This window comes from Frigidibacter sp. MR17.24, assembly GCF_037095655.1.
Classification (GTDB): domain Bacteria; phylum Pseudomonadota; class Alphaproteobacteria; order Rhodobacterales; family Rhodobacteraceae; genus Frigidibacter.
This window is the reverse complement of sequence record NZ_JBAWKE010000001.1, coordinates 982,945-1,003,263: the sequence shown is the minus strand read 5'-3', so window position 1 is coordinate 1,003,263 and position 20,319 is coordinate 982,945. Positions and strand designations below refer to the sequence as shown.

The window sequence follows — 20,319 nt, the reverse complement described above, 5'->3', positions numbered from 1 at the left end:
ACCGCAGACTGTTCCAAAGGAGGCAAGGGCCATGAAGGACATGGACGACATCCCCGCCCTGATCGACGCGATCGGCGCGCGCGCGCGCGCCGCCAGTGCCGAGCTTGCCTTCGCGCCATCCGACCTGAAGGCCGCGGCGCTGACCGCCGCCGCCGCCGCCGTGCGCGCCCGCGCGGACGAGATCCTGGCCGCGAACCGGCTGGACCTGGACTATGCCGCGGGCAAGGGCATCTCGGCGGCGATGACCGACCGGCTGGTGCTGGACGCGGGGCGCATCGAGGCGATCGCGCAGAGCCTCGAGGCCGTCGCGGCCCAGGACGATCCGGTGGGCCAGGTGATCACCGAGTGGGACCGGCCGACGGGCCTGAAGATCCGCCGCGTGCGCACGCCGATCGGCGTCATCGGCGTGATCTTCGAAAGCCGCCCGAACGTCACCGCCGACGCGGGCGCGCTGTGCCTGAAGTCGGGCAACGCGGTGATCCTGCGCGGCGGCTCCGAGGGCTTCCATTCCTCGGGCGCGCTGCACGGCTGCCTCGTCGAGGGGCTGCGCGCGGCGGGCCTGCCCGAGGATGCGATCCAGTTGATCCCGACGCGCGACCGGGCCGCCGTGGCCGAGCTGCTGCGCGCGACCGCGCATGTCGACGTGATCGTGCCGCGCGGCGGCAAGGGCCTGGTCGGGCTGGTCCAGCGCGAGGCGCGGGTGCCGGTCTTCGCCCATCTCGAGGGCATCTGCCACGTCTATGTCGACGCCGCCGCCGACCCGGCGATGGCCGAGCGGATCGTGATCAATGCCAAGACCCGCCGCACCGGCATCTGCGGCGCTGCCGAATGCCTGCTGATCGACCGCGCCTATTACGCGGCGCAGGGGCCGCGGCTGGTCGAGGCGCTGCTGGAGAAGGGCGTCGAGGTCCGCGTCGAGGCCGAGCTGGCCGGGATCCCGGGCACCGTCGCGGCGACGCCCGAGGATTTCGGGCGCGAATTCCTCGACAAGATCATCGCCGTGCGGCTAGTCGATGGCGTCGACGGCGCGATCGCGCATATCCGGCGCTACGGCAGCCAGCACACCGAGGCGATCCTGACCGAGGACGCGGCGGCGGTGGAGCGGTTCTTCACCCGGCTCGACAGCGCGATCCTGCTGCACAACGCCTCGACCCAGTTCGCCGATGGCGGCGAATTCGGCATGGGCGCCGAGATCGGCATCGCCACCGGCAAGCTGCATGCGCGCGGGCCGGTCGGGGCCGAGCAGCTGACGAGCTTCAAGTACCTCGTCGAGGGCAATGGCGCGATCCGGGCCTGACCGCCGCCCCGGCACGGCGCCGGGGCGCGGCGTGCCGGTCGACCGCCGGTCGCGGCGCCCGGCGGCCGCCCTGTGCGCCCGCGGGTGTTGTGACCCGAGGACGGCGCGCGCGCGGGCAGGGCGGTCAGAAGCGGATGATGATCCGGCTGTCGCCTGCGGGCGTGGCGCCCGGGGCGCGCGCCTGCGTGCCGTCGCGCCCGGGGGCCGCCGCGGGCGGCGGCTCGGCCATAGCGACCTCGTGCACGAGGCAGCGGTTCTGCCGCCGCGCCTCGAGCACCAGCAGCCCGAAATGCACATGCGCCGCCGTCAGCGCGATATCCAGCGGCACCTCGCGGTCGTCGTCGATCAGCGCCCAGAGATCGGTGTCGATCTTCATGCGCGCGGCGCTGCCCGTCACCGTCCAGCGCCGCGCCTCGTGCGACAGCGCGGCCTCGCCGCCCCAGGGCAGCGCGGTCTCGAGGCACTGGAGCGCGAGGAATCCCAGCTTCAGCTCGGACCGGATCACGTCGCCCTCGCCCTGCCAGACCAGCTTCAGCCGCGAGCCGAGCGAGATCTCCTCGAGCAGGGCCGCGACCTCGCGCGCGCCGATGCGCTGGCTGCTGCCGGCACCGAAGGCGAGGCGATAGAACTTGACGCGGGCGTTGGCGCTGGCGACGCTCTGGCCGATCAGCTCGATCTCGGGGCCCGGCGCCATGCCCGACATCTGCAACAGCTCCAGCCCGTTGCTGATCGCGCCCAGCGGGCTGATCAGGTCGTGACAGATCCGCGAGCCCAGAAGCGGCAGCAGATCCTCGGCCCGGACGGGCGGCAGCGGAGAGATGTCATGGCTCAAGTGCGGTACCGGAGGTTGAACGGATGAATGAGTTTCTTGAACCCGGCATGATCGTGCGCAATCCGAGCGAGCCATCCTGGGGCGTGGGGCAGGTACAGTCGAATATCGGCAACCGCATCACCGTGAATTTCCAGAACATGGGCAAGCTCGTACTGGATGGCACGATCATTACGCTCGAACCCGTGCACAACCCGTGAATCCCTAGAATGTTTACAATCTATGCGTGCGCGGATTTCCGCTGTCAATCGCCCTGAGCGCTGCCGACAGCGAAATGATCGCGCAGGATGCGAATCGCGCATCGACCGTGCGCCGGCGCGGCGACACTGCCGCAGGTCTGGGCGGTTGCGCGGTGGCGCGGCGCCGCCTAGAACGCCGCTGAACCAGGCGGGGGCAGGCATGGCAGAAGCGGTGACACGGGGCGCGGCGACGGCGGCGGCGGCGACGGACGCGGCGGCGGCGACGGCGGGGCCGGCCCTTCAGGCAAGGATCGCCGCGACCGAGGCGGACCTGCGCGGCGCCGAGCGGCTGCGCTACCGCGTCTTCGTCGAGGAGCTGGGCGGCGGCGGCGCGCTGGTCGACCCGGTCGGCCGCTACGAGCGCGACGAGTTCGACCCGGTCTGCGATCACCTGGTGCTGGTCGATCCCGCGCGCGACCCGGCCGGCCACGACCATGTCATCGCGGCCTACCGGCTGCTGCCCTCGGACCGGGCCGAGGCGTTCGGGCGGTTCTACTGCGACGCGGAATACGACCTCGCGCCGCTTCGGGCCTCGGGGCGGCGGCTGCTCGAGCTGGGGCGTTCCTGCGTCGATGCCGATCACCGGGGCGGCGCCGCGATGTTCCTCTTGTGGAACGCGCTCGCCGACTACGTGCTCGACCGGCGGATCGAGGTGATGTTCGGTGTCGCCTCGTTCCACGGCACCGATGTCGAGGCGCTGCGCCGGCCGCTGGCCTGGCTGCACCACCACCACCTCGCGCCCGAGCCGCTGCGCGTGCGCTCGCGCGCGTTCCAGCCGATGGACCTGGTGGCGAAGGACGACCTGGACCGGCGGCAGGCGATGCTCGAGATGCCGGCGCTGATCAAGGCCTACCTGCGGCTGGGCGGTTTCGTGGGCGAGGGGGCCTTCGTCGACCGCCCGTTCAACACCACCGACGTCTGCCTGCTGATGGACACCGAGGCGATGAGCGCCAAGCACAAGGGCTTCTACACCCGCAAGGCCGACCCCGGCCGCGGCCGCGGCTGAGCCGCGCGGTGGCGACCTGGCACGACACGCCGCCGGCGGTGCCGCGGGCCACGGCCCGGGGCTGGCTGCGCGTGGCCGTCCGGGCCCCGCTGCTGGCGGGGCTGACCTTCGGCGGGCTGGCGCTGCTGCTGGCGCTGCGCCTGCCCGAACGCGCGATCTGGGGCCTGCACCGGCCGGTCACGCCCTGGATCACGCAAGGGGTCTGCCGCGGCGCGCTCGCGATCCTGGGCGTGCGGCTGGGGATCGAGGGGCGGCCGATGCGCGGTCGCGGCGCGCTGGTCGCCAACCACGCGGGCTGGCTCGACATCTTCACGCTGAACGCCTGCGACCGGATCTATTTCATCTCGAAGGCCGAGGTGGCGCGCTGGCCCGGCATCGGCTGGCTTGCCCGCGCGACGGGCACGCTGTTCATCACCCGCGACCCGCGCGCGGCGCGCCGCCAGCAGGACCTGCTGGAGACGCGGCTGCGCGCCGGGCACCGGCTTCTGTTCTTCCCCGAAGGCACCTCGACCGACGGGCGCCGGGTGCTGCCGTTCAAGACCACGCTCTTCGCGGCCTTTTTCCTCGACGGGCTGGCGCAGGAGACGGCGATCCAGCCGGTCTCGGTCAGCTACCGCGCCCCGGCGGGGCAGGACCCGCGGTTCCTGGGCTGGTGGGGCGACATGGCGTTCGGGCCGCACCTGCTCAAGCTGATGGCCAGCGGCGGCCGGTCCGAGGCCCGCGTGACCTTCCACCCCGAGATCCCCGTCGCGCAGTCGGGCGGGCGCAAGGCGCTGGCGGCGACGGCCGAGGCGGCGGTGCGCGGCCCGGTCGACCGCGCCACGGGGCACGGACCGCACTGAGCCGCGACAGCCGCTGCGGTGCCGCCCCGGCGCGGTGCCGTCCCGGTGCGGTGCCGGGCCCGGGGACGCGCACGGGGCGCCTGAGGCGTGCAGCAAAAAGGGGCCGCGCCCGGCGCGGCCCCTTTCGGCACCCGGGTGTCGGGTGTCAGAACTTCCAGCCCATCGAGATGTCGTAGGTGGCCTTGGTGTCCTCGCCGTCGAAGAAGCCGCCCTGCAGATAGGCGCCCTCCCAGAAGGTGTATTCCCCCGACAGCCCGTACAGCGTGTCGGTCTCGCCGCTCTCGCGCTTCGAGATCAGCGTGCCGGTGACCGCGACCGGGCCGCCGGGGGCCCAGCGGCCATAGCCGGTCCAGCCGGTCATCTTGTCGGGCCGCTGCACGTCGGAATAGTACAGCCCCCCCTCCCAGATCCCGGTCGCGACCTTGGCCCCGGTGACGATGTTGACGCCCGAGCGCCCCTCGGTCCGGTCGACGTTCTCGGCCCCGGCGCTGAGCGTGAACATCCCGGTCTGCACGTGGATCGTGCCGTCGACCACGGTCCCGTCGCCCTCGAACTGGTGGACCGAGCCCGAGAGCGCGGCCTGCCCGAAGCTGCCGTCGTAGCGCAGGCCCCAGGGCGTGTCGGCGCCCGAGAGATAGCTGGTGCCGACGGTGCCGCGCGTGAGCGCGCCCACCGCGAGATCCTCGCGCTGCGAGCCGCCGATCGCCGGGATGTCAAGGAACGTGTCCATCGACGAGCGCGGCACCCCGGCCGAGACCACGCCCGCGCCGGTGTCGAACTTGACCGCGCCATAGGGGGCGATGTCGCCCTCGCCGGCCTGATAGCCCTCGAAGCCCAGCTCGAAGCCGAAGGGGCCCGAAGGGGACATGAAGCCGAATGTCACGTCGCCATAGGCAAAGCCCGTCGAATGGTCGCGGTTGACCAGCGTCTCGTATTCCAGCCGGCCCGAGACGGTGTAGCCGCGCCCCGACGGCGACTGCACGCCGCCATAGCCGCGGCTCACCGGCGGCGCGCCGTCGGAATAGCTGGGCGCGCGCGGCGCGGTGGCATAGGCGGGCGCGGAATAGCCGGGGGCGGCGCTGCGCGGGGCGCCCGCGCCATAGCCGTTGGCGGCGGTATAGCCGTACTGGTATTCCTCGGACCAGCCGGCGGTGCTCAGCGCGGCGGTCGACAGGGTCGCGGCGGCGGCGGCGAGCCCGATGCGGGCGCGCGCCCGCGCGGGGCGGATCGGTCGGAACATGCTCTCATCCTCGGTCTCGGGTCCGGCCTCTGGACGGGCCGGTATGGCGCGATGCTAGCGCAACTGGGGCGCTGTCGCACCCGAAAAACCACCAGATCCTTGATTTCTTTCCCAAGTCTTGCGGTTTTTCCACACCCTACCGCCATAGGGTGCGTCACTCGACCGCCGGCACCGCCTTGAGATAGGCCGCCACCGCCAGCCGGTCCGCCGCCGGCAGCCGGGCGAAGTTCGACACCACCTCGGCCATCTCGCCGCCGGCGCTGTCGTAATCGGGGGTGAAGCCCGAGGACAGGTATTCGGCGATCTCCTCCTCGCTCCAGTCCAGCGCGCCGGGGGTCAGGTTCGGCGGCCCGCCGCGCCCGTCCGGGCCCGGCACGCCCGCCAGCCAGCGGTCGCGGTCAAGCCCGCCCATCGCGTCGCGCGGCGTGTGGCATTCGGCGCAATGCCCCAGCGCCTCGACAAGGTAGCGCCCGCGCTCGGCCTCGGGCGACAGCGGGCCGGGCACCGCCCAGCCGTCCGTCAGGTACAGCGCCTTCCACAGCCCGATCCCCTGCCGGATCGAGAACGGGAAGCGCACGTCGTTGGGGCGGTTCGGCGTCGGATCCGGGGGCAGGGTCATCAGGAATTCGTAGAGATCGGCGATGTCCTGCGCGCTGGCATGGGTGTAGCTGGCATAGGGGAAGGCGGGATAGAGATGGCGCCCGGCGCGGTCGGTGCCCTCGCGCAGCGCATCGGCGAGATCGGCGAGGCTCCAGCGGCCGATGCCCGCATCCGGGTCGGGCGAGATGTTGGGGGCGGTGAAGCTGCCGAAGTCGCTGTCGAAGCGGCGGCCGCCGGCCAGAACCGGCATCTCGGCCGGCGCCGCGCCCTCGGCCGTGTGGCACGAGGCGCAGCCCGCGGCCCAGAACACCTGCGCGCCGCGGCCGGGATCGCCGCTCAGCCCGGCGAATTCGGCCGGGTCGGCGTGGCGCGGGCGGGTGATCCAAAGCCCGGCGGCGACGATCACGGCGGCAAGCACGACAAGGGCGGTCAGCAGGCGGCGCATCGGGATCTCGCTTTCTTCCGGGTCGGGGCGGGGCGCGTCGCACCGGGGAGCATCGCACCGGGGCGCGTCATACCGGGGGCAGCGCCTTGCGCCCCAGCCTAGAGACCGCGCCGCACCGGGCAAGCGCCCGCGGCGCACCCTCACGCAAGCGTGTCGGATCGCAGGCTTTTTCGCGCCGCGGCATCGAGATGCACCACCGCTCCGCGCCGTCTCTCCGGGCCGCCGACCGGCGCGGGGACACCGCCGCGCCCAGCCGGCCTGACCGCCACCACCGGCGCAGGGCTCGGCCCAGGGCTCGGCGCGGCTCCCGGGTCACGTCCCGCCTCAGGGCCGCGCGAGCATCCCGCGCCGGCCGCCCTCGACCTGCCAGCCCTCGGGCCAGAGGCCGAACCGCTCGGCCCCCGCCAGCGCGAGGCACAGCGCGATCACCACCGCCACCAGCACCACCCGGCCCGGCCGCGGCGGATGGCGCAGCCAGTGCCGCGCCCGCATCAGCCACAGCAGGTGGTTCATGCCGCCCCGCCGTCGGTGAACCGCACCTTGCCGATATGCGGCAGGTTGCGGTCGCGCTGGCCGTAATCGATGCCATAGCCGACGACGAATTCGTCGGGGATGGTGAAGCCGGTCCAGGTCGCGCGCACCTCGACCTCGCGCCGCGCCGGCTTGTCCAGCAGCGCGCAGACCTCAAGCCGGCGCGGCGCCCGGCTCTCCAGCAGGCGGATCACGTGGCTCAGGGTGAAGCCGGTGTCGACGATGTCCTCGACCACCAGCACGTCGCGGCCGGCGATCTCGCCGCGCAGGTCCTTCAGGATCCGCACCTCGCGGCTCGAGACGGTGGCATCGCCATAGCTCGAGGCCTCGAGAAAATCGACCTCGACCGGCAGCCCGATCTCGCGCACGAGGTCGGCGATGAAGATGAACGACCCGCGCAGCAGACCCACGACGACCAGCTTTTGGGTGCCGGCGAAGGTCGCGTCGATCTCGCGCGCCAGCGCCTCGACCCGGGCGGCGATCGCCTTGGCCGAAATCATCTCGTCGATGACATAGGGACGTGCGGATGCGGCCATGCTCAGGCTTCCTCTTGAACCTCGGGGCGGTTTCTACGACACGGGGGGCGGAACGTCCACGCGGCCGTCGCGTTGGGCCGCCCCGGGCGGCGCCGCAGAGGGCGCATGCCAGACTGCCCCAGGGATTGCCTGGAAGACTGCCCAGAAGACTGCTCACCAGACGGGCCCCGGCAAGGGCCCGGTGACGCCGCCAGACCGAACAAGACTTCCCCCGGGGGCCGCCCTCCCGGGAACCGGACCGGAAGGACGCGATGCCCAAACACGCCGAGACCCGCAAGCTGCCCTACACCGCGCAAGAGATGTACGACCTCGTCGCGGACGTGCAGCGCTACCCGGAATTCCTGCCCTGGAACGCCGCCGCCCGGGTCCGCTCGACCACGCCGCGCGACGACGGATCGGTGGTGATGGAGGCCGATCTGGTGATCTCGTTCAAGGTCTTCCGCGAGAAGTTCGGCAGCCGCGTCGTGCTCTGGCCCGAAGCCCGCAGGATCGACACCGAATATCTCGACGGCCCGTTCCGCTACATGAAGTCGAACTGGGCCTTCCGCGACACCGCCACCGGCTGCGAGGTCGACTTCTTCGTCGATTTCGAATTCAGGAACGCGATCCTGCAAGGCATCATCGGCGTCGTCTTCGGCGAGGCGGTGCGCCGCATGGTCCAGGCCTTCGAGACCCGCGCGGTCAAGCTCTACGGCCCGCGCTGAGGCGCGCCCGCGCCCTCGACTTTGCCGAAATATCCCGGGGGAGCGCGGCACGCGCGGGGGCGGAGCCCCCCCTTCTCCCGGCGTCAGCCTGCTTCCCGGCTTTCGCCCTGGTGAAAATATCCCGGGGGGCCCCGCAGGGGCGGGGGCAGCGCCCCCTCCGCGGCACGATCACTGCGACCACCAGACATCCGGCAGGAACCCCGGCCAGTCGCCATACAGCGGCAGCCGGTCGGGGTGATGCAGCCGCGCCTTGTGCGCGATGCGGTCGACGGGCGAATACCAGACCGGGATCACCCAGCGCCCCGCGGTCAGCACCCGGTCGAGCGCCTGCACGGTGGCGGTGAATTCCGCGGGCTCGGTCGCCTCGCCCAGATGCGCGATCAGCCGGTCGACGGCGGGCGAGCGGATGCCCATCCAGTTGCGGCTGCCGGGCTCGCCCGCGACCTCCGATCCCCAGTAGAGCCGCTGCTCGTTGCCGGGCGAAAGCGACAGCGCCCGGGTGTACCAGGCCATGCCGAAGTCGTAGGCCTCGGTGCGCAGCACGTATTGCGCCGCATCGACGGTCGAGACGGTGGGCACGATCCCCAGCCGCGCCAGCGACTGCAGGTAGATGTCGACGACCTGTCCCGGCTCGCCCGCGCCCTGCGCCAGCAGGATCTCGAAGCCAAAGGGGGTGCCCGCGGCATCCTTCAGCACCCCGTCCCGCACCGTCCAGCCCGCCTCGGACAGCAGCCGCACCGCGCGGCGCATGTCGCCGCGGTTGACCGGCTCGTCGCTGCCCGCGGGCAGCGGCGCGCCCTCGAGCGTGCCGGGCGGCAGATCGGCGGCGAAGGGTGCCAGCAGCTCGGCGGCGCGGCCCTGCAGCGGCCCCTCGGGCGCGGCAAGGTCCGAGTTCCAGAAATAGGACCCGATCCGCGGCGCGTCGCCCGCGTTGATCGTGCGGTTGATGAAGCCGTAGTTGAAGGCCAGCGTCAGCGCCTCGCGCACCCGCCAGTCCGCGAAGACCGGCAGGCGGGTGTTGAAGGCCAGCCCGGTGATCCCCGAGGGCCGGTGATGGGGGATCTCCTCCTTGACCACCTCGCCCGCGGCGATGGCGGGCAGGTCGTAGTCGCGCGCCCATTTCGCGGCGTTGGTCTCGCGCCAGACGTCGACCGCGCCGGCCTTGAACGCCTCGAAGCCGATGCCCGCATCGCCGAAATACTCGTAGCGGATCTCGTCGAGGTTCTGCGTGCCGCGGGTCAGGGGCAGGTCCTTCGCCCACCAGTCGGGGTTGCGTCGGAAGGTGATCGACCGGCCGGGATCGACCGCGCCCACCACGTAGGGACCCGAGCCGATCGGCGGCTCCATCGTCGAGGCGGTGAAGTCGCGGTCCTGCCACTGCGCCTTCTTCAGCACCGGGCGCAGCGCCATCAGCAGCGGCAGCTCGCGGTCGGGCTCGGTGAAGTCGATGCGCACCCGGCCCGGCCCCGGCGAGGTGATCGACCTCACCCGCGCCCAGGCGGTGCGATAGCGCGGGTGCCCCTCGGTCCCCAGCGTCTCGTAGGACCAGATCACGTCCTCGACCGTCACCGGGCTGCCGTCCGAGAACCGCGCCTCGGGGCGCAGGGTGAACTCGACCCAGGAGCGGTCGGGCGGTACCTCGACCGACTGCGCCAGCAGCCCGTAGAGGGTGAAGGGCTCGTCGATCGAGCGCACCATCATCGTCTCGGCCACGTGCTGGCCCATGCCCCAGGGCGCGCGCCCCTTCAGGATCCAGGGGTTGAGCGAATCGAAGCTGCCCGATTCCCCATAGACGATGCGCCCGCCCTTCGGCGCGTCGGGATTGGCATAGGGCAGGTGGTCGAATCCCGCCGGAAGGGCCGGCGCGCCGTACATGGCCAGCCCGTGGCTCGGTGCCGCCGCCGCGGCCCCGCAGGCCAGCCACAGCGCCGAGACCGCCGCCGCGGTCAGGCCCCGCAAGGGCGATTGCAGCAAGGGAATCACGCTCCGGTGAGCGTTCGACAACATTGAATTCATTTCGGGAACAGTCCCAGCCTGCTTCTTGTGGTTGCGGGCAGGCTAGACGCCCCAGGGGTGGGTTTCAAACTTTTAGCTTTGACCCGCCGATGGATAGAGGTATAACCGCCTCACTGCTCGATAGGTTTCTTGCCTGTATGAAACCTGCCTCAACGACTTGCGCCCGCCTTGTGCGGGCGCTTTTTTTTGCCCGAATCTCCGGCAGGCGCCGCAGTCCGCCCGCCCCGTCATCGCACCCGTGATCGCACCGCTTGATCGCACCGGTCGACCGATCCGGGCCGTCCCGCCATCTGACCGTGCCGTCTTTCCGTGCCGTCTTCCTGCGCCAACCATCCGCGCGTCCCGTCCGCGGGATCGACCTGCGGGCCCGGCGCGGGCGTGATCAGCCGGGTCGGCGGCGCCGGCGCCCGAGGCCAGGCAGCACGACCAGCGCCGCCGCCGCCAGCGGCAGCGTCGCCGGCAGCGGCACCGCGCCGGGGATCGGGGTCCTCGGGCCGCCGGGGCCGGGCAGCGAGCGGTCGAGCGCCAGCGAATAGCTCCAGCTTTGCCAGGGCACGGCGATGCTGGCGAAGGGAACCGTGGCGCTCTCGAACAGCCAGAAGGTCGAGGTCGTGTTCCCGGTGGCAAGGCCCGGGACCGTGGGCACCTGCACAAGGATCCCGTACGTGATCCCCTCGATGGCGAAGCCGCTGAAGCCGGTCATCTCGCCGATCTCGAAAAAGCTGTCTTCGTTGCGGTCGAGGAAGTCGATGGCGAAGGAAAGCCCCGCGCCCGATGGGTCGGGGCCGGTGTAGGCGGCGCGCAAGGTCGCGGCGTCGCCCGGACCGGGCAGGTCGCAAAGCGTCGCCGTGGCGAGCGCGGCGGCGGCAAGGCGCCGGGGCGCCCGGCCCGGGGGCGCCCAGCGGCGGCGCGGATCCCGGCTGCGGTCGGGTGACGGGGCTTCTGTCATGGGCGTCCTCCTCGGTGTCGCCCCGCCCGGGGGCGCGTGTCCGGGGACCCGTGTCTGGCGGCCCGTGTCTGGCGGCCCGTGTCTGGCGGCCCGCGTCCAGCGGCCCGCGTCTCTGGGGCCTTGTCCGGGGCCCGCTGGGGACCCCTGTCCGGTGACGCTCGTCCGGGGCCCCTTGGGGGCGGTTCAGCGGGAACAGGACACCCGCTTGGCCCCGATCGCGCAACCCGGCGTTGATCCGGGCGGCCACCGCGCGGGTGATCCTGTGCGCCGGCGGCCAGCGGATCGCGCGGATTTGCCCTGTTCTTCGCGTCCGCAGCATCTATCGTCTGACCCCAAGACAATGCAGGAGGATGCAGAATGTCTCTCAAGGGCAAGACGGCGGTCGTCACCGGTTCGAACTCGGGCATCGGCCTCGGCGTGGCGCGCGAGCTCGCGAAGGCGGGGGCGCGGGTGGTGCTGAACTCGTTCACCGACCGGGACGAGGATCACAAGCTCGCCGCCGACATGGCCGCCGAATTCGGCACCGAGGTCGTCTACATCAAGGCCGACATGTCCAAGGGCGACGAGTGCCGGGCGCTGATCGCGCAGGCGGGCGCCTGCGACATCCTCGTCAACAACGCCGGCATCCAGCACGTCGCCGCGATCGAGGACTTCCCGGTCGAGAAATGGGACGCGATCATCGCGATCAACCTGACCTCGGCCTTCCACACCACCGCGGCCGCGATCCCGGGGATGAAGGCGGCGGGCTGGGGCCGGATCGTCAACATCGCCTCGGCGCACGGGCTCTCGGCCTCGCCCTACAAGTCGGCCTATGTCTCGGCCAAGCACGGCATCGTCGGCATGACCAAGACCGTGGCGCTGGAGCTGGCGCGCGACAAGATCACCTGCAACGCGATCTGCCCGGGCTACGTGATGACCCCGCTGGTCGAGGCGCAGATCCCCGACACGATGAAGCAGTACGGCATGGACCGCGACGAGGCGATCGAGAAGGTGATCCTGCAGCGCTCGGCCACCAAGGAATTCGCGACGGTCGAGCAGATCGGCGGCACCGCGGTGTTCCTGTGCTCGTCCGCGGCCGACCAGATCACCGGGACCACGATCTCGGTCGACGGCGGCTGGACCGCGCTCTGATGGCCGACGACGCGCCCGAGACGCCCCCCAAGGCCCCGCCCGAGACGTCGTCCGGCCCGCGCCGGCGGCGCGGCGCCGCCACCCCCGGCGCCAAGCCTGCCGCCAAGGCCGGGGCCGGGGCTGCGGCCAAGCCCGCGCGGAAGGCGGCGCCGAAGGCCAAGGCGAAGCCTGCATCGGCCGCCGGGCCGAAGGCGTCCGCCGCGAAGCCTGCCGCCGCCAAGGCAGACGCGGGCAAGGCAGAAGCGGGCAAGGCGGCCCGGCGCCCCGCGCGCAAGGCGCCGGCGAAGACCGCCAAGACCCTGACCGGCGAGGGGCAGGGCGGCGCCGCCTCGGCCGAGGGGCTGACGCCCGAGCGCGCCGAGACGATGGCGAATGCGGGGGCACGGCCGAAGCTGTTTGCCGACGGGCCGCGCCGGATCACGCTGGCGCTGCAGGGCGGGGGCGCGCATGGCGCCTTCACCTGGGGCGTGCTCGACCGCCTGCTCGAGGAAGAGGGGCTCGAGATCGCGGCGATCTCGGGCTGTTCGGCCGGGGCGCTGAACGGGGCGGCGCTGAAGTCCGGCTGGGCGATGGGCGGGCGCGAGGGCGCGCGCGCGACGCTCGACTGGCTGTGGGAACAGATGGGCGCGATCCCCGACCTGTCCTTCGGCCAGTGGCTGATGACCTTCCTGCCCGGCCCGGCGATGACCGCCAAGATGCTCGAGGCGATGTTCCCCTTCCCGGTGTTCGAGGCGATGACCACCGCGATCAGCCCCTACGACCTGCCGTTCTGGGAAAACCCGCTGCAGAAGGTCGTCGACCAGTTCGCCTGGGACAAGGTCTGCGCCCGCGAGGGGCCGCGGTTCTTCGTCTCGGCCACCAACGTGCGCACCGGCAAGGTGCGGGTGTTCTCGGACGGCGAGATCGACACGCGGGTGATCCTGGCCTCGGCCTGCCTGCCCAACCTTTTCAAGGCGATCGAGATCGAGGACCCGGCCACCGGCACCACCGAGGCCTATTGGGACGGCGGCTATGCCGGCAACCCGGCGCTGTTCCCGCTGTATGACCGCGACCTGCCCGACGACCTGGTGATCGTGAACATCAACCCGCTGGTGCGCGAGGCCGTGCCGACCACCGCGCAAGAGATCTCGAACCGGATCAACGAGATATCGTTCAACTCTTCCCTGCTGCGCGAACTGCGCGCCATCGGCTTCGTCAAGCGGCTGCTGGCCGAGGGCGTGATCGCGAAGGGGGCGATGAAGGATGTGCGGGTGCACATGATCGCCGATGACGCGCTGATGCAGTCGCTGTCGGCGATGACCAAGCTGCTGCCGACCCCCTCGCTGCTGGCGCAGCTGAAGGCGGCCGGGCGCGAGGCGGCCGGGCGGTTCCTGCAGCAGGACGCGGCGCGCATCGGCGAGAGCGCCTCGGTCGACATCGTCAAGATGTTCACCTGAGCGGCGCGATCCGCAGCGGCGGTGCGGGCCCCGCCGCTGCGGCCGGGCCCGCGCGCGCGCCGTCAGCCGAGGCTGGTGGTCGAGATCGAATCCTGCGGCACCACCGGCTCGGGGGTGAACATCGGCTGGGCGGTCGCGGGGGCGGCGGCGCCATAGGGCGCGGCCGGGGCGCCGCCGAACTGGCCGACCCCGCCGATCGGGCCGTTGCAGGCGGCCAGCGCCGTGAGCGCGAGCGCGGCGGGAAGAAGCGCGGATTTCATGCGGGGTCCTTTTCCTTCTGCGGCAGGGGGGCGGCCGGGGGCACGCTCCGGCCCGCGGCCGGAGGGGTGGTCGGCGACGGGGATGACGACTGGCCCGCAGGCTGGCCCGCACCCTGGGTCTCGCCCGCGGGCGGGCGCGGCTGCGGATAGACGAGGCCGGCCGAGATGATCAGCTTCGCCGCATCCTCGATCGTCATCTCCAGATAGCTCAGCTGGCTTTCGGGCACATAGAGCAGGAAGCCAGAGGTCGGGTTCGGCGTCGTCGGCACGAAGACCGAGACCAGCGGGTCGCCCGCGGGCGAGCGCGCGGCGATCTCGCCCTTGGCCATGGTCGACACGAAGCCGATGGCCCAGGTGCCGGGGCGGGGGTATTCGACGAGGCAGGCCTTGTCGAACGAGGTCTCGTTCTGCGCGAAGATCGTCTCGGCGATCTGCTTGATGCCGGAATAGACCGAGCGCACGACCGGCATCCGGTCGACCAGCGACTCGGCCTGGCGGATGATCGAGCGGCCGAAGAAGCCCTTGGCGAAGAAACCGATCACCACGGTGAACAGCAGGAAGAAGATGACGCCGACGCCGCGCAGGTCGATGCCGATGTAATGTTCGGGCCGGAAGCGGTAGGGCACCAGCGGCAGCACCCAGCCGTCGATCCAGCCGGTGACCGACCAGATCAGCCAGACCGTCAGCGCGATCGGCAGGATCACCACCAGGCCGGCCAGGAACGAGGCGCGCAACGCGCCGAAGAAGCCGTGGCGACGCGGCGGGTGCGGGGGCGGGATCAGGGGTTTGTCTTCGGTCATCTCGGTGCCGTCGGGGAGCGAAGGGCAGCCTAGGGCCAAGCCCCGCCGGGCACAATGCCAACGATCGGGGGCGACGATCGGCGGCAGGGAGCGGTGCCAGGGATCGGTGGCACCGGGCCGGTACCCGCGCGGGCGCCAAGCCGGCCCCGTGCGGCGGGCTGGCGCCCGTGCAGGGCCGGTCCGGCGCGGCCCCCGGACGCGGGGCCGGGCGGGGGGGCGACGTTTCACCCTTGCCGGGGACGCCGCGATCGGCTAAGCGCACCCCACTTCACAGGCAGGGGCTGGGCCCGAGGGGGAGACATCCCCGAGGGTCCGCCGGTTGGGCGAAAGCCTGAAATCCCCTGCCGAGGCGCAAAACCGGAAAGGAACTGGACATGGCGCTCCCTGATTTCTCGATGCGTCAGCTGCTCGAAGCTGGCGTTCACTACGGTCACCAGACGCAACGCTGGAACCCGCGGATGGCCGAATACATCTACGGCGACCGCAACGGCATCCACATCATCGACCTGACGCAGACCGTCCCGATGCTGGACCAGGCGCTGCAGGTGATCCGCGACACCGTCTCGAAGGGCGGCCGCATCCTGTTCGTCGGCACCAAGCGCCAGGCCTCGAAAGCCATCGCCGAAGCCGCCGAGAAATCGGCCCAGTACTACATGAACCACCGCTGGCTCGGTGGCACGTTGACCAACTGGAAGACCGTCTCCCAGTCGATCGCGCGCCTCAAGGCCATCGACGAGATCATGGCGACCGGCGCCGAGGGCCTCACCAAGAAAGAGCGCCTGAACATGGAGCGCGAGCAGGCCAAGCTGGAAGCCTCGCTCGGCGGCATCCGCGAGATGGGCGGCCTGCCGGACCTGCTGTTCGTCATCGACGTCAACAAGGAAGACCTCGCGATCCTCGAAGCCCAGAAGCTGGGCATCCCGGTCGTCGCCGTGGTCGACACCAACTGCTCGCCCAAGGGCGTTGACTACGTGATCCCGGGCAACGACGACGCCGCCCGCGCGATCTCGCTCTACTGCGACCTCGTGGCCCGCGCCGCCATCGACGGCATGACCGCCCAGATGGGCGCCGCCGGCGTCGACCTCGGCGAGCTGGAAGAGGCCCCGGCCGAAGAGCTGGCAGAAAGCACCGAAGCCTGATCAGGGCTCCCGGGGGGGCGGCGCCCCCCGGTATCGCTTCGCCGTCAAACAAGCTTCATCAGGCGGGGATACTCCCCGCCTGAGACACGACTGGGGTCCGGGAACCGGGCCCGTCTGATTTCGAGATCGTAAGGAGCCCGACATGGCTATCACCGCACAGATGGTGAAGGAACTGCGCGAATCGACCGGCGCCGGCATGATGGACGCCAAGAAGGCGCTGACCGAGACCGACGGCGACATGGAAGCGGCCGTCGACTGGCTGCGCACCAAGGGCCTTGCCAAGGCCGCCAAGAAGGCTGACCGCGTCGCGGCCGAGGGCCTCGTCGGCGTGGCCGTCGACGGCGGCAAGGGCGTCGCGGTCGAGGTGAACTCGGAAACCGACTTCGTCGCCAAGAACGCCGACTTCCAGGCGCTCGTGCGCGGCATCACCACCGCCGCGCTCGGCGTGTCGGACGTCGAGGCGCTGAAGGCCGCGACCGTCGACGGCAAGCCGGTCGAGACCGTGCTGACCGAGGCGATCGCCGTGATCGGCGAGAACATGACCCTGCGCCGGATGCAGGTCGTGGAAGGCGAGACCGTCGTCTCCTACGTCCACAACGCCGCGACCGAGGGCATGGGCAAGATCGGCGTGCTGGTCGCGCTGAAGGGTGCCGACAACGGCATCGGCAAGCAGATCGCCATGCACATCGCCGCCACCGCGCCGCTGGCGCTGTCGGAAGCCCAGCTGGACCCGACCGTGGTCGAGCGCGAGCTGGCCGTGCAGACCTCGAAGGCGCTCGAAGAGAACGCCGCCTCGGCCAAGCCGAAGCCCGAAGCCGTGATCCAGAACAACATCATCCCGGGCCGGATGAAGAAGTTCCTGTCGGAAGTCACGCTGATGGGCCAGGCCTTCGTGGTGAACCCGGACCTGACCGTCGAGCAGGCGGCCAAGGAAGCCGGCGTCGAGGTCGTGGGCTTCGCCCGCGTCATGGTCGGCGAAGGCATCGAGAAGGAAAAAGAGGACTTCGCCGCCGAGGTCGCCAAGACCCGCGGCGCCTGATCGGTTCCGATCGACGCGACACGAGGGCCGGGGGCAGCGATGCCTCCGGCCCTTGCCGTTTCTCCGGGGCTGACGGGGCGGGCTGTCGGGACCGGGGGGCGGGGCGGGCGCGGGGCGGGCCGCCCGGGCAAAAGAAAGGCGGCGCGGTCCCCTCCGGATCGCGCCGCCGTCTTCTTCTCCACACCGGCCCTGGGGAGCGCCGGATCAGATCTTGGCCTAGAGGGCGAAATCACCCCGCATCGACCCGCCGGCTTCCCGGCCCCGCGCAGACCCCCGCCTTAAGTCGACGGGCACGATCCTTGCGGTGTGTTCCTGGCCAAAGCCACCACTCTCGGAACGCCCTCATCCTGCCTCGTTTACCACTTATTAGAAAGTCATTCTCGTTTTGTACTGACCATCTGGTCCGAAATCCCGGGTAAACCGGAGGATTGTTGCCGAAACGGCGCCATCGCGAGGGCGTGAGTTGCGATTGCGGGCCTGTTGCGGGTGCCGGGGTGATTCCCGGCGGCGCCGCGCCACCCCCGCGTGCGGCCCCTGTCCAGACCGCCTGCCGCCCGTCAGGGGCGGCGCCGGGGGGAAGGATGGCGCGCGCGCGGCGCGGGGGCCGGAGGGGGCTTCCGGCGGCGCCGCTTCGGCGCTAGCACTTGGGCGACGACGGAAGCGGGGATCGCGATGACGCAGGTGGCGGCGCAGGGCACGGCGGACGTGCTGGTGATCGGGGGCGCGGCGATGGGGGCCGCGACGGCGTTCTGGCTGACGCGGATGGATCCGGCGCTGACGGTCACCGTGGTCGAGATGGACCCAAGCTTCGCGCGCTCGTCCTCGGCGCTGTCGGCGGCCTCGGTGCGGTTGCAGTTCTCGAACCCCGCCAATGTCGAGATGTCGCGCTTCGGGCTGGAATTCCTGCGCGATTTCGAGGGGATGCTGGGCCACGACGTCGGCGTCGGATCGCTCGGGCTGCGCGAGAACGGCTATCTGTTCCTGTCCGAGACCGCCGAGGGCGCGGCGCTGCTCGGCGATCTTGCCGCGATGCAGCGCGGGCTTGGGGCCGAGACGCGGATCCTGACCCCGGCCGAGGTCGCGCGCCAGTTCCCCTGGATCGACACCTCGGGGATCAGCGCCGGCAGCTTCGGCCCCACGGGCGAGGGGTGGTTCGACAACATGGGCCTCGTGAACGGGATGCGGGCGGCGGCGCGGGCGCAGGGGGCGCGCTTCGTCACCGACCGGGTGACCGGCTTCGAGCGGCAGGGCGATCGCATCACCGCCGCGCGCCTCGCCTCGGGGGCGACGATCGCGGCGGCGCGGGTCGTGTCGGCCGCGGGACCCCGCGCGGGCGAGCTGCTGGCGATGATGGGCGAGGCGCTGCCGGTCGAGCCGCGCAAGCGCACGGTGTTCATGGTCGATGCGCCGAACGCCCGCCACCCGGACGCGCCGCTGCTGATCGATCCGCTCGGCTACTGGATGCGCCCCGAGGGCGAGGCCTGGATCATGGCCACCGTGCCCGATGTCGACGGCCCCTGCGACCCCGACGATTTCGAGCCGAACGCCGGGGAATTCGAGGCGCTGATCTGGGAACGGGTCTTCACCCGGGTGCCGGGATTCGACGCGGCCAAGGTGCTGCGGCTGTGGGCCGGGCATTACGAATTCAACAGCTTCGACCAGAACGCGATCATCGGCCGCGACCCGCGGCTTGACAACGTGTTCCTGATCAACGGCTTCTCCGGCCACGGGCTGCAGCAGTCGCCCGCCGCCGGCCGCGGCCTGGCCGAGCTGATCCTGACCGGTGGCTATCGCAGCATCGACCTCACGCCCTTCGGGATGGAGCGGGTGCTGCGCGGCGAGCGGTTCCTGGAACAGGCGATCGTCTGAGGCGATCGCCTGCGATGACCGTCTGCTCCGGTCGCCTGCGGCGGCGTCTCAGCGCGCCGCGGCCGCCTCGGCCGGGCGCAGCCACAGCCAGATCAGCGCCGCCCCCGCAAGCGCGAGGAACGGGATCATCGCGAGGTTGACCGCGTGCCAGCCCGCGATGACCGAGCCGCCGGCGCAGTTCATCAGCCCACCCGAGGATAGCGACGCAAGGAAGACGCCGCCGAAGACGATGCGGTCGTTCAGGCCCTGCAGCCGCGCGCGCTCCTCGGGGCGCTGTGCGGCGGTCAGCATCGCGGTCGCGCCGATGAAGCCGAAGTTCCAGCCCACGCCCAGAAGCGCCAGCGCGACGAAGAAGTTGCCAAGCGCCACCCCCGACATCGACACCACCCCCGCGCCGGCCAGGATCGCGAGGCCGATCGCCACGATCGGCTTGGCGCCGAAGCGCGCGATCAGGTGGCCGGTGAAGAACGACGGGATGTACATCGCCAGCACATGGGTCGAGACGATGTCGGCCGCGCTCGAGCGCGGGAAGCCGCAGCCGACGACGGCCAGCGGGGTCGAGGTCATCACCAGGTTCATCAGCGCATAGGAGACCATGCCGCAGATCATCGCCACCCGGACCTCGGGCTGGGCGAGGATCGCGCGCAGCGGCCGGCCCCGCGGCGCGTCGGCCGCCCGCGCCGCCGGGCGCGGCGCGTCGAGGAAGGCGAACAGCAGCGGCCCCGCGAGGTTCAGCGCGATCGCCGCGAGATAGGTGGCCAGGAACGGGATCACCATCGCCTCGGCCGTCAGCTTGACCAGCTGCGGCCCGATCACCGCCGCCAGCAGCCCGCCGGCCATCACGTAGGAGATCGCCTTGGGCTGGAACGCCTTCGGCGCGGCATCGGTGGCGGCGAAGCGGTAGAAGCCCTGCGCGCTCATGTAGACGCCGGTGAACAGCCCGCCGAGCAGGAACAGCCAGAAGGTCCCGGTCCAGAGCCCGAGCGCGGCGAGCGCCGCGCCGAGGGCACCCGACCCGGTCGCCAGCACGAAGCCGCGCCGCCGCCCGTGCCGCTCCATGAAGGCCGCGAGCCGGGTCGAGGCCAGCGCGTTGCCCAGGATGATCGACGAGATCGGCAGCGTGGCAAGGCAGGCATTCGGCGCGAGACCCTGCCCGGCAAGGCCGCCGACGGTGAAGATCATCGGCATCTGCGCCCCGAGCACGGCCTGGGCGAGCACGAGCACCACCACGTTGCGGCGGGCGCGCGGCATGTCGGCCTGGGGGGACGGCGGGGCGGATGGGGGAAGCGCGTCGGTCTGGGGCATGGAAAACTCCGGTTGCCCAAGGCCTAGCGGCTTGGCGCGGCGAGCGGAAGACCGGACGGCGCGGCAGGACGCGGCCGAGAGCGTGCGGGAAGGAAGGTGCGGGGGG

The 20,319-nt window shown here is 71.5% G+C and carries 20 protein-coding genes; 10 read left to right on the top strand and 10 right to left on the bottom strand.

Translation table 11 applies throughout. The features are described from left to right. Positions 1-31: 31 nt before the first annotated feature. The gene (locus V8J39_RS04680) at positions 32-1,297 is read left to right on the top strand and encodes a glutamate-5-semialdehyde dehydrogenase (protein WP_336459688.1); all 1,266 of its coding nucleotides are present in this window, start codon (positions 32-34) and stop codon (positions 1,295-1,297) included. A 124-nt stretch (positions 1,298-1,421) separates the two neighbouring features. Here the strand turns inward: V8J39_RS04680 and V8J39_RS04675 are convergent, their stop codons facing one another. Beyond that, positions 1,422-2,129 carry a histidine phosphotransferase family protein gene (locus V8J39_RS04675; protein WP_336459687.1) on the bottom strand — a complete coding sequence of 236 codons (708 nt, stop codon included), beginning with the start codon at positions 2,127-2,129 and terminating at the stop codon, positions 1,422-1,424. 23 nt (positions 2,130-2,152) lie between these two features. On the opposite strand from V8J39_RS04675, the gene V8J39_RS04670 reads away from it, so the two are divergent. The 3 genes from V8J39_RS04670 to V8J39_RS04660 all read left to right on the top strand — a co-directional run bounded on the left by V8J39_RS04670 (position 2,153) and on the right by V8J39_RS04660 (position 4,213). Then, on the top strand, positions 2,153-2,326 hold the full coding sequence (locus tag V8J39_RS04670) for a DUF3553 domain-containing protein (protein WP_336459686.1): 174 nt from the start codon (positions 2,153-2,155) through the stop codon (positions 2,324-2,326). Positions 2,327-2,525: 199 nt separating this feature from the next. Then, entirely contained in the window at positions 2,526-3,371 is an 846-nt protein-coding gene (locus V8J39_RS04665; protein WP_336459685.1) for a GNAT family N-acetyltransferase, read from the top strand. Between the two features lie 8 nt (positions 3,372-3,379). Then, entirely contained in the window at positions 3,380-4,213 is an 834-nt protein-coding gene (locus V8J39_RS04660; protein ID WP_336459684.1) for a lysophospholipid acyltransferase family protein, read from the top strand. 145 nt (positions 4,214-4,358) lie between these two features. Here V8J39_RS04660 and V8J39_RS04655 read toward each other — a convergent pair whose 3' ends face one another. From V8J39_RS04655 to hpt, 4 genes are all read right to left on the bottom strand, one after another. Further along, entirely contained in the window at positions 4,359-5,453 is a 1,095-nt protein-coding gene (locus tag V8J39_RS04655; protein WP_336459683.1) for a hypothetical protein, read from the bottom strand. A gap of 154 nt (positions 5,454-5,607) precedes the next feature. After that, positions 5,608-6,498 carry a cytochrome c gene (locus V8J39_RS04650; protein ID WP_336459682.1) on the bottom strand — a complete coding sequence of 297 codons (891 nt, stop codon included), beginning with the start codon at positions 6,496-6,498 and terminating at the stop codon, positions 5,608-5,610. A 324-nt stretch (positions 6,499-6,822) separates the two neighbouring features. After that, the gene (locus V8J39_RS04645; protein ID WP_336459681.1) at positions 6,823-7,011 is read right to left on the bottom strand and encodes a hypothetical protein; all 189 of its coding nucleotides are present in this window, start codon (positions 7,009-7,011) and stop codon (positions 6,823-6,825) included. Further along, entirely contained in the window at positions 7,008-7,565 is a 558-nt protein-coding gene (gene hpt, locus V8J39_RS04640; RefSeq protein ID WP_336459680.1) for a hypoxanthine phosphoribosyltransferase, read from the bottom strand. The genes V8J39_RS04645 and hpt overlap by 4 nt, the downstream gene beginning before the upstream one ends. A gap of 251 nt (positions 7,566-7,816) precedes the next feature. Here hpt and V8J39_RS04635 point away from each other — a divergent pair, with 251 nt between their 5' ends. Further along, positions 7,817-8,269, top strand: a complete 453-nt coding sequence (locus V8J39_RS04635; RefSeq protein ID WP_336459679.1) for a type II toxin-antitoxin system RatA family toxin — start codon at positions 7,817-7,819, stop codon at positions 8,267-8,269. 168 nt (positions 8,270-8,437) lie between these two features. Here V8J39_RS04635 and V8J39_RS04630 read toward each other — a convergent pair whose 3' ends face one another. Continuing rightward, positions 8,438-10,252 (bottom strand): extracellular solute-binding protein, encoded by a 1,815-nt coding sequence (locus tag V8J39_RS04630; RefSeq protein WP_442902547.1) that lies wholly within the window; start codon positions 10,250-10,252, stop codon positions 8,438-8,440. Positions 10,253-10,667: 415 nt separating this feature from the next. Continuing rightward, the gene (locus V8J39_RS04625) at positions 10,668-11,234 is read right to left on the bottom strand and encodes a hypothetical protein (protein ID WP_336459678.1); all 567 of its coding nucleotides are present in this window, start codon (positions 11,232-11,234) and stop codon (positions 10,668-10,670) included. 357 nt (positions 11,235-11,591) lie between these two features. Here V8J39_RS04625 and V8J39_RS04620 point away from each other — a divergent pair, with 357 nt between their 5' ends. After that, positions 11,592-12,365 (top strand): 3-hydroxybutyrate dehydrogenase, encoded by a 774-nt coding sequence (locus tag V8J39_RS04620; RefSeq protein ID WP_336459677.1) that lies wholly within the window; start codon positions 11,592-11,594, stop codon positions 12,363-12,365. Between the two features lie 365 nt (positions 12,366-12,730). Then, entirely contained in the window at positions 12,731-13,801 is a 1,071-nt protein-coding gene (locus tag V8J39_RS04615; protein WP_336460199.1) for a patatin-like phospholipase family protein, read from the top strand. 62 nt (positions 13,802-13,863) lie between these two features. Here the strand turns inward: V8J39_RS04615 and V8J39_RS04610 are convergent, their stop codons facing one another. Both V8J39_RS04610 and V8J39_RS04605 read right to left on the bottom strand, forming a co-directional pair. Continuing rightward, the gene (locus tag V8J39_RS04610; protein ID WP_336459676.1) at positions 13,864-14,061 is read right to left on the bottom strand and encodes a hypothetical protein; all 198 of its coding nucleotides are present in this window, start codon (positions 14,059-14,061) and stop codon (positions 13,864-13,866) included. Then, positions 14,058-14,861 (bottom strand): DUF502 domain-containing protein, encoded by an 804-nt coding sequence (locus V8J39_RS04605; RefSeq protein WP_336459675.1) that lies wholly within the window; start codon positions 14,859-14,861, stop codon positions 14,058-14,060. The genes V8J39_RS04610 and V8J39_RS04605 overlap by 4 nt, the downstream gene beginning before the upstream one ends. Positions 14,862-15,235: 374 nt before the next feature. On the opposite strand from V8J39_RS04605, the gene rpsB reads away from it, so the two are divergent. The 3 genes from rpsB to V8J39_RS04590 all read left to right on the top strand — a co-directional run bounded on the left by rpsB (position 15,236) and on the right by V8J39_RS04590 (position 18,908). Next, entirely contained in the window at positions 15,236-16,000 is a 765-nt protein-coding gene (gene rpsB, locus V8J39_RS04600) for a 30S ribosomal protein S2 (protein ID WP_336459674.1), read from the top strand. Between the two features lie 142 nt (positions 16,001-16,142). Then, on the top strand, positions 16,143-17,039 hold the full coding sequence (tsf, locus tag V8J39_RS04595; RefSeq protein ID WP_336459673.1) for a translation elongation factor Ts: 897 nt from the start codon (positions 16,143-16,145) through the stop codon (positions 17,037-17,039). A 672-nt stretch (positions 17,040-17,711) separates the two neighbouring features. Further along, on the top strand, positions 17,712-18,908 hold the full coding sequence (locus V8J39_RS04590) for an NAD(P)/FAD-dependent oxidoreductase (protein WP_336459672.1): 1,197 nt from the start codon (positions 17,712-17,714) through the stop codon (positions 18,906-18,908). Between the two features lie 48 nt (positions 18,909-18,956). On the opposite strand, the gene V8J39_RS04585 is transcribed toward V8J39_RS04590, so the two are convergent. Then, positions 18,957-20,213, bottom strand: a complete 1,257-nt coding sequence (locus tag V8J39_RS04585; RefSeq protein ID WP_336459671.1) for an MFS transporter — start codon at positions 20,211-20,213, stop codon at positions 18,957-18,959. Positions 20,214-20,319: the final 106 nt, after the last annotated feature.

What these genes read in the sequence shown, in the direction of transcription:
- V8J39_RS04680 (WP_336459688.1), top strand. Translation starts at nt 32, where the DNA reads ATGAAGGACATGGACGACATCCCCGCCCTGATCGACGCGATCGGCGCG.
- V8J39_RS04670 (WP_336459686.1), top strand. Translation starts at nt 2,153, where the DNA reads ATGAATGAGTTTCTTGAACCCGGCATGATCGTGCGCAATCCGAGCGAG.
- V8J39_RS04665 (WP_336459685.1), top strand. Translation starts at nt 2,526, where the DNA reads ATGGCAGAAGCGGTGACACGGGGCGCGGCGACGGCGGCGGCGGCGACG.
- V8J39_RS04655 (WP_336459683.1), bottom strand. Translation starts at nt 5,453, where the DNA reads ATGTTCCGACCGATCCGCCCCGCGCGGGCGCGCGCCCGCATCGGGCTC.
- V8J39_RS04650 (WP_336459682.1), bottom strand. Translation starts at nt 6,498, where the DNA reads ATGCGCCGCCTGCTGACCGCCCTTGTCGTGCTTGCCGCCGTGATCGTC.
- V8J39_RS04645 (WP_336459681.1), bottom strand. Translation starts at nt 7,011, where the DNA reads ATGAACCACCTGCTGTGGCTGATGCGGGCGCGGCACTGGCTGCGCCAT.
- hpt (WP_336459680.1), bottom strand. Translation starts at nt 7,565, where the DNA reads ATGGCCGCATCCGCACGTCCCTATGTCATCGACGAGATGATTTCGGCC.
- V8J39_RS04635 (WP_336459679.1), top strand. Translation starts at nt 7,817, where the DNA reads ATGCCCAAACACGCCGAGACCCGCAAGCTGCCCTACACCGCGCAAGAG.
- V8J39_RS04625 (WP_336459678.1), bottom strand. Translation starts at nt 11,234, where the DNA reads ATGACAGAAGCCCCGTCACCCGACCGCAGCCGGGATCCGCGCCGCCGC.
- V8J39_RS04620 (WP_336459677.1), top strand. Translation starts at nt 11,592, where the DNA reads ATGTCTCTCAAGGGCAAGACGGCGGTCGTCACCGGTTCGAACTCGGGC.
- V8J39_RS04615 (WP_336460199.1), top strand. Translation starts at nt 12,731, where the DNA reads ATGGCGAATGCGGGGGCACGGCCGAAGCTGTTTGCCGACGGGCCGCGC.
- V8J39_RS04610 (WP_336459676.1), bottom strand. Translation starts at nt 14,061, where the DNA reads ATGAAATCCGCGCTTCTTCCCGCCGCGCTCGCGCTCACGGCGCTGGCC.
- V8J39_RS04605 (WP_336459675.1), bottom strand. Translation starts at nt 14,861, where the DNA reads ATGACCGAAGACAAACCCCTGATCCCGCCCCCGCACCCGCCGCGTCGC.
- rpsB (WP_336459674.1), top strand. Translation starts at nt 15,236, where the DNA reads ATGGCGCTCCCTGATTTCTCGATGCGTCAGCTGCTCGAAGCTGGCGTT.
- tsf (WP_336459673.1), top strand. Translation starts at nt 16,143, where the DNA reads ATGGCTATCACCGCACAGATGGTGAAGGAACTGCGCGAATCGACCGGC.
- V8J39_RS04590 (WP_336459672.1), top strand. Translation starts at nt 17,712, where the DNA reads ATGACGCAGGTGGCGGCGCAGGGCACGGCGGACGTGCTGGTGATCGGG.
- V8J39_RS04585 (WP_336459671.1), bottom strand. Translation starts at nt 20,213, where the DNA reads ATGCCCCAGACCGACGCGCTTCCCCCATCCGCCCCGCCGTCCCCCCAG.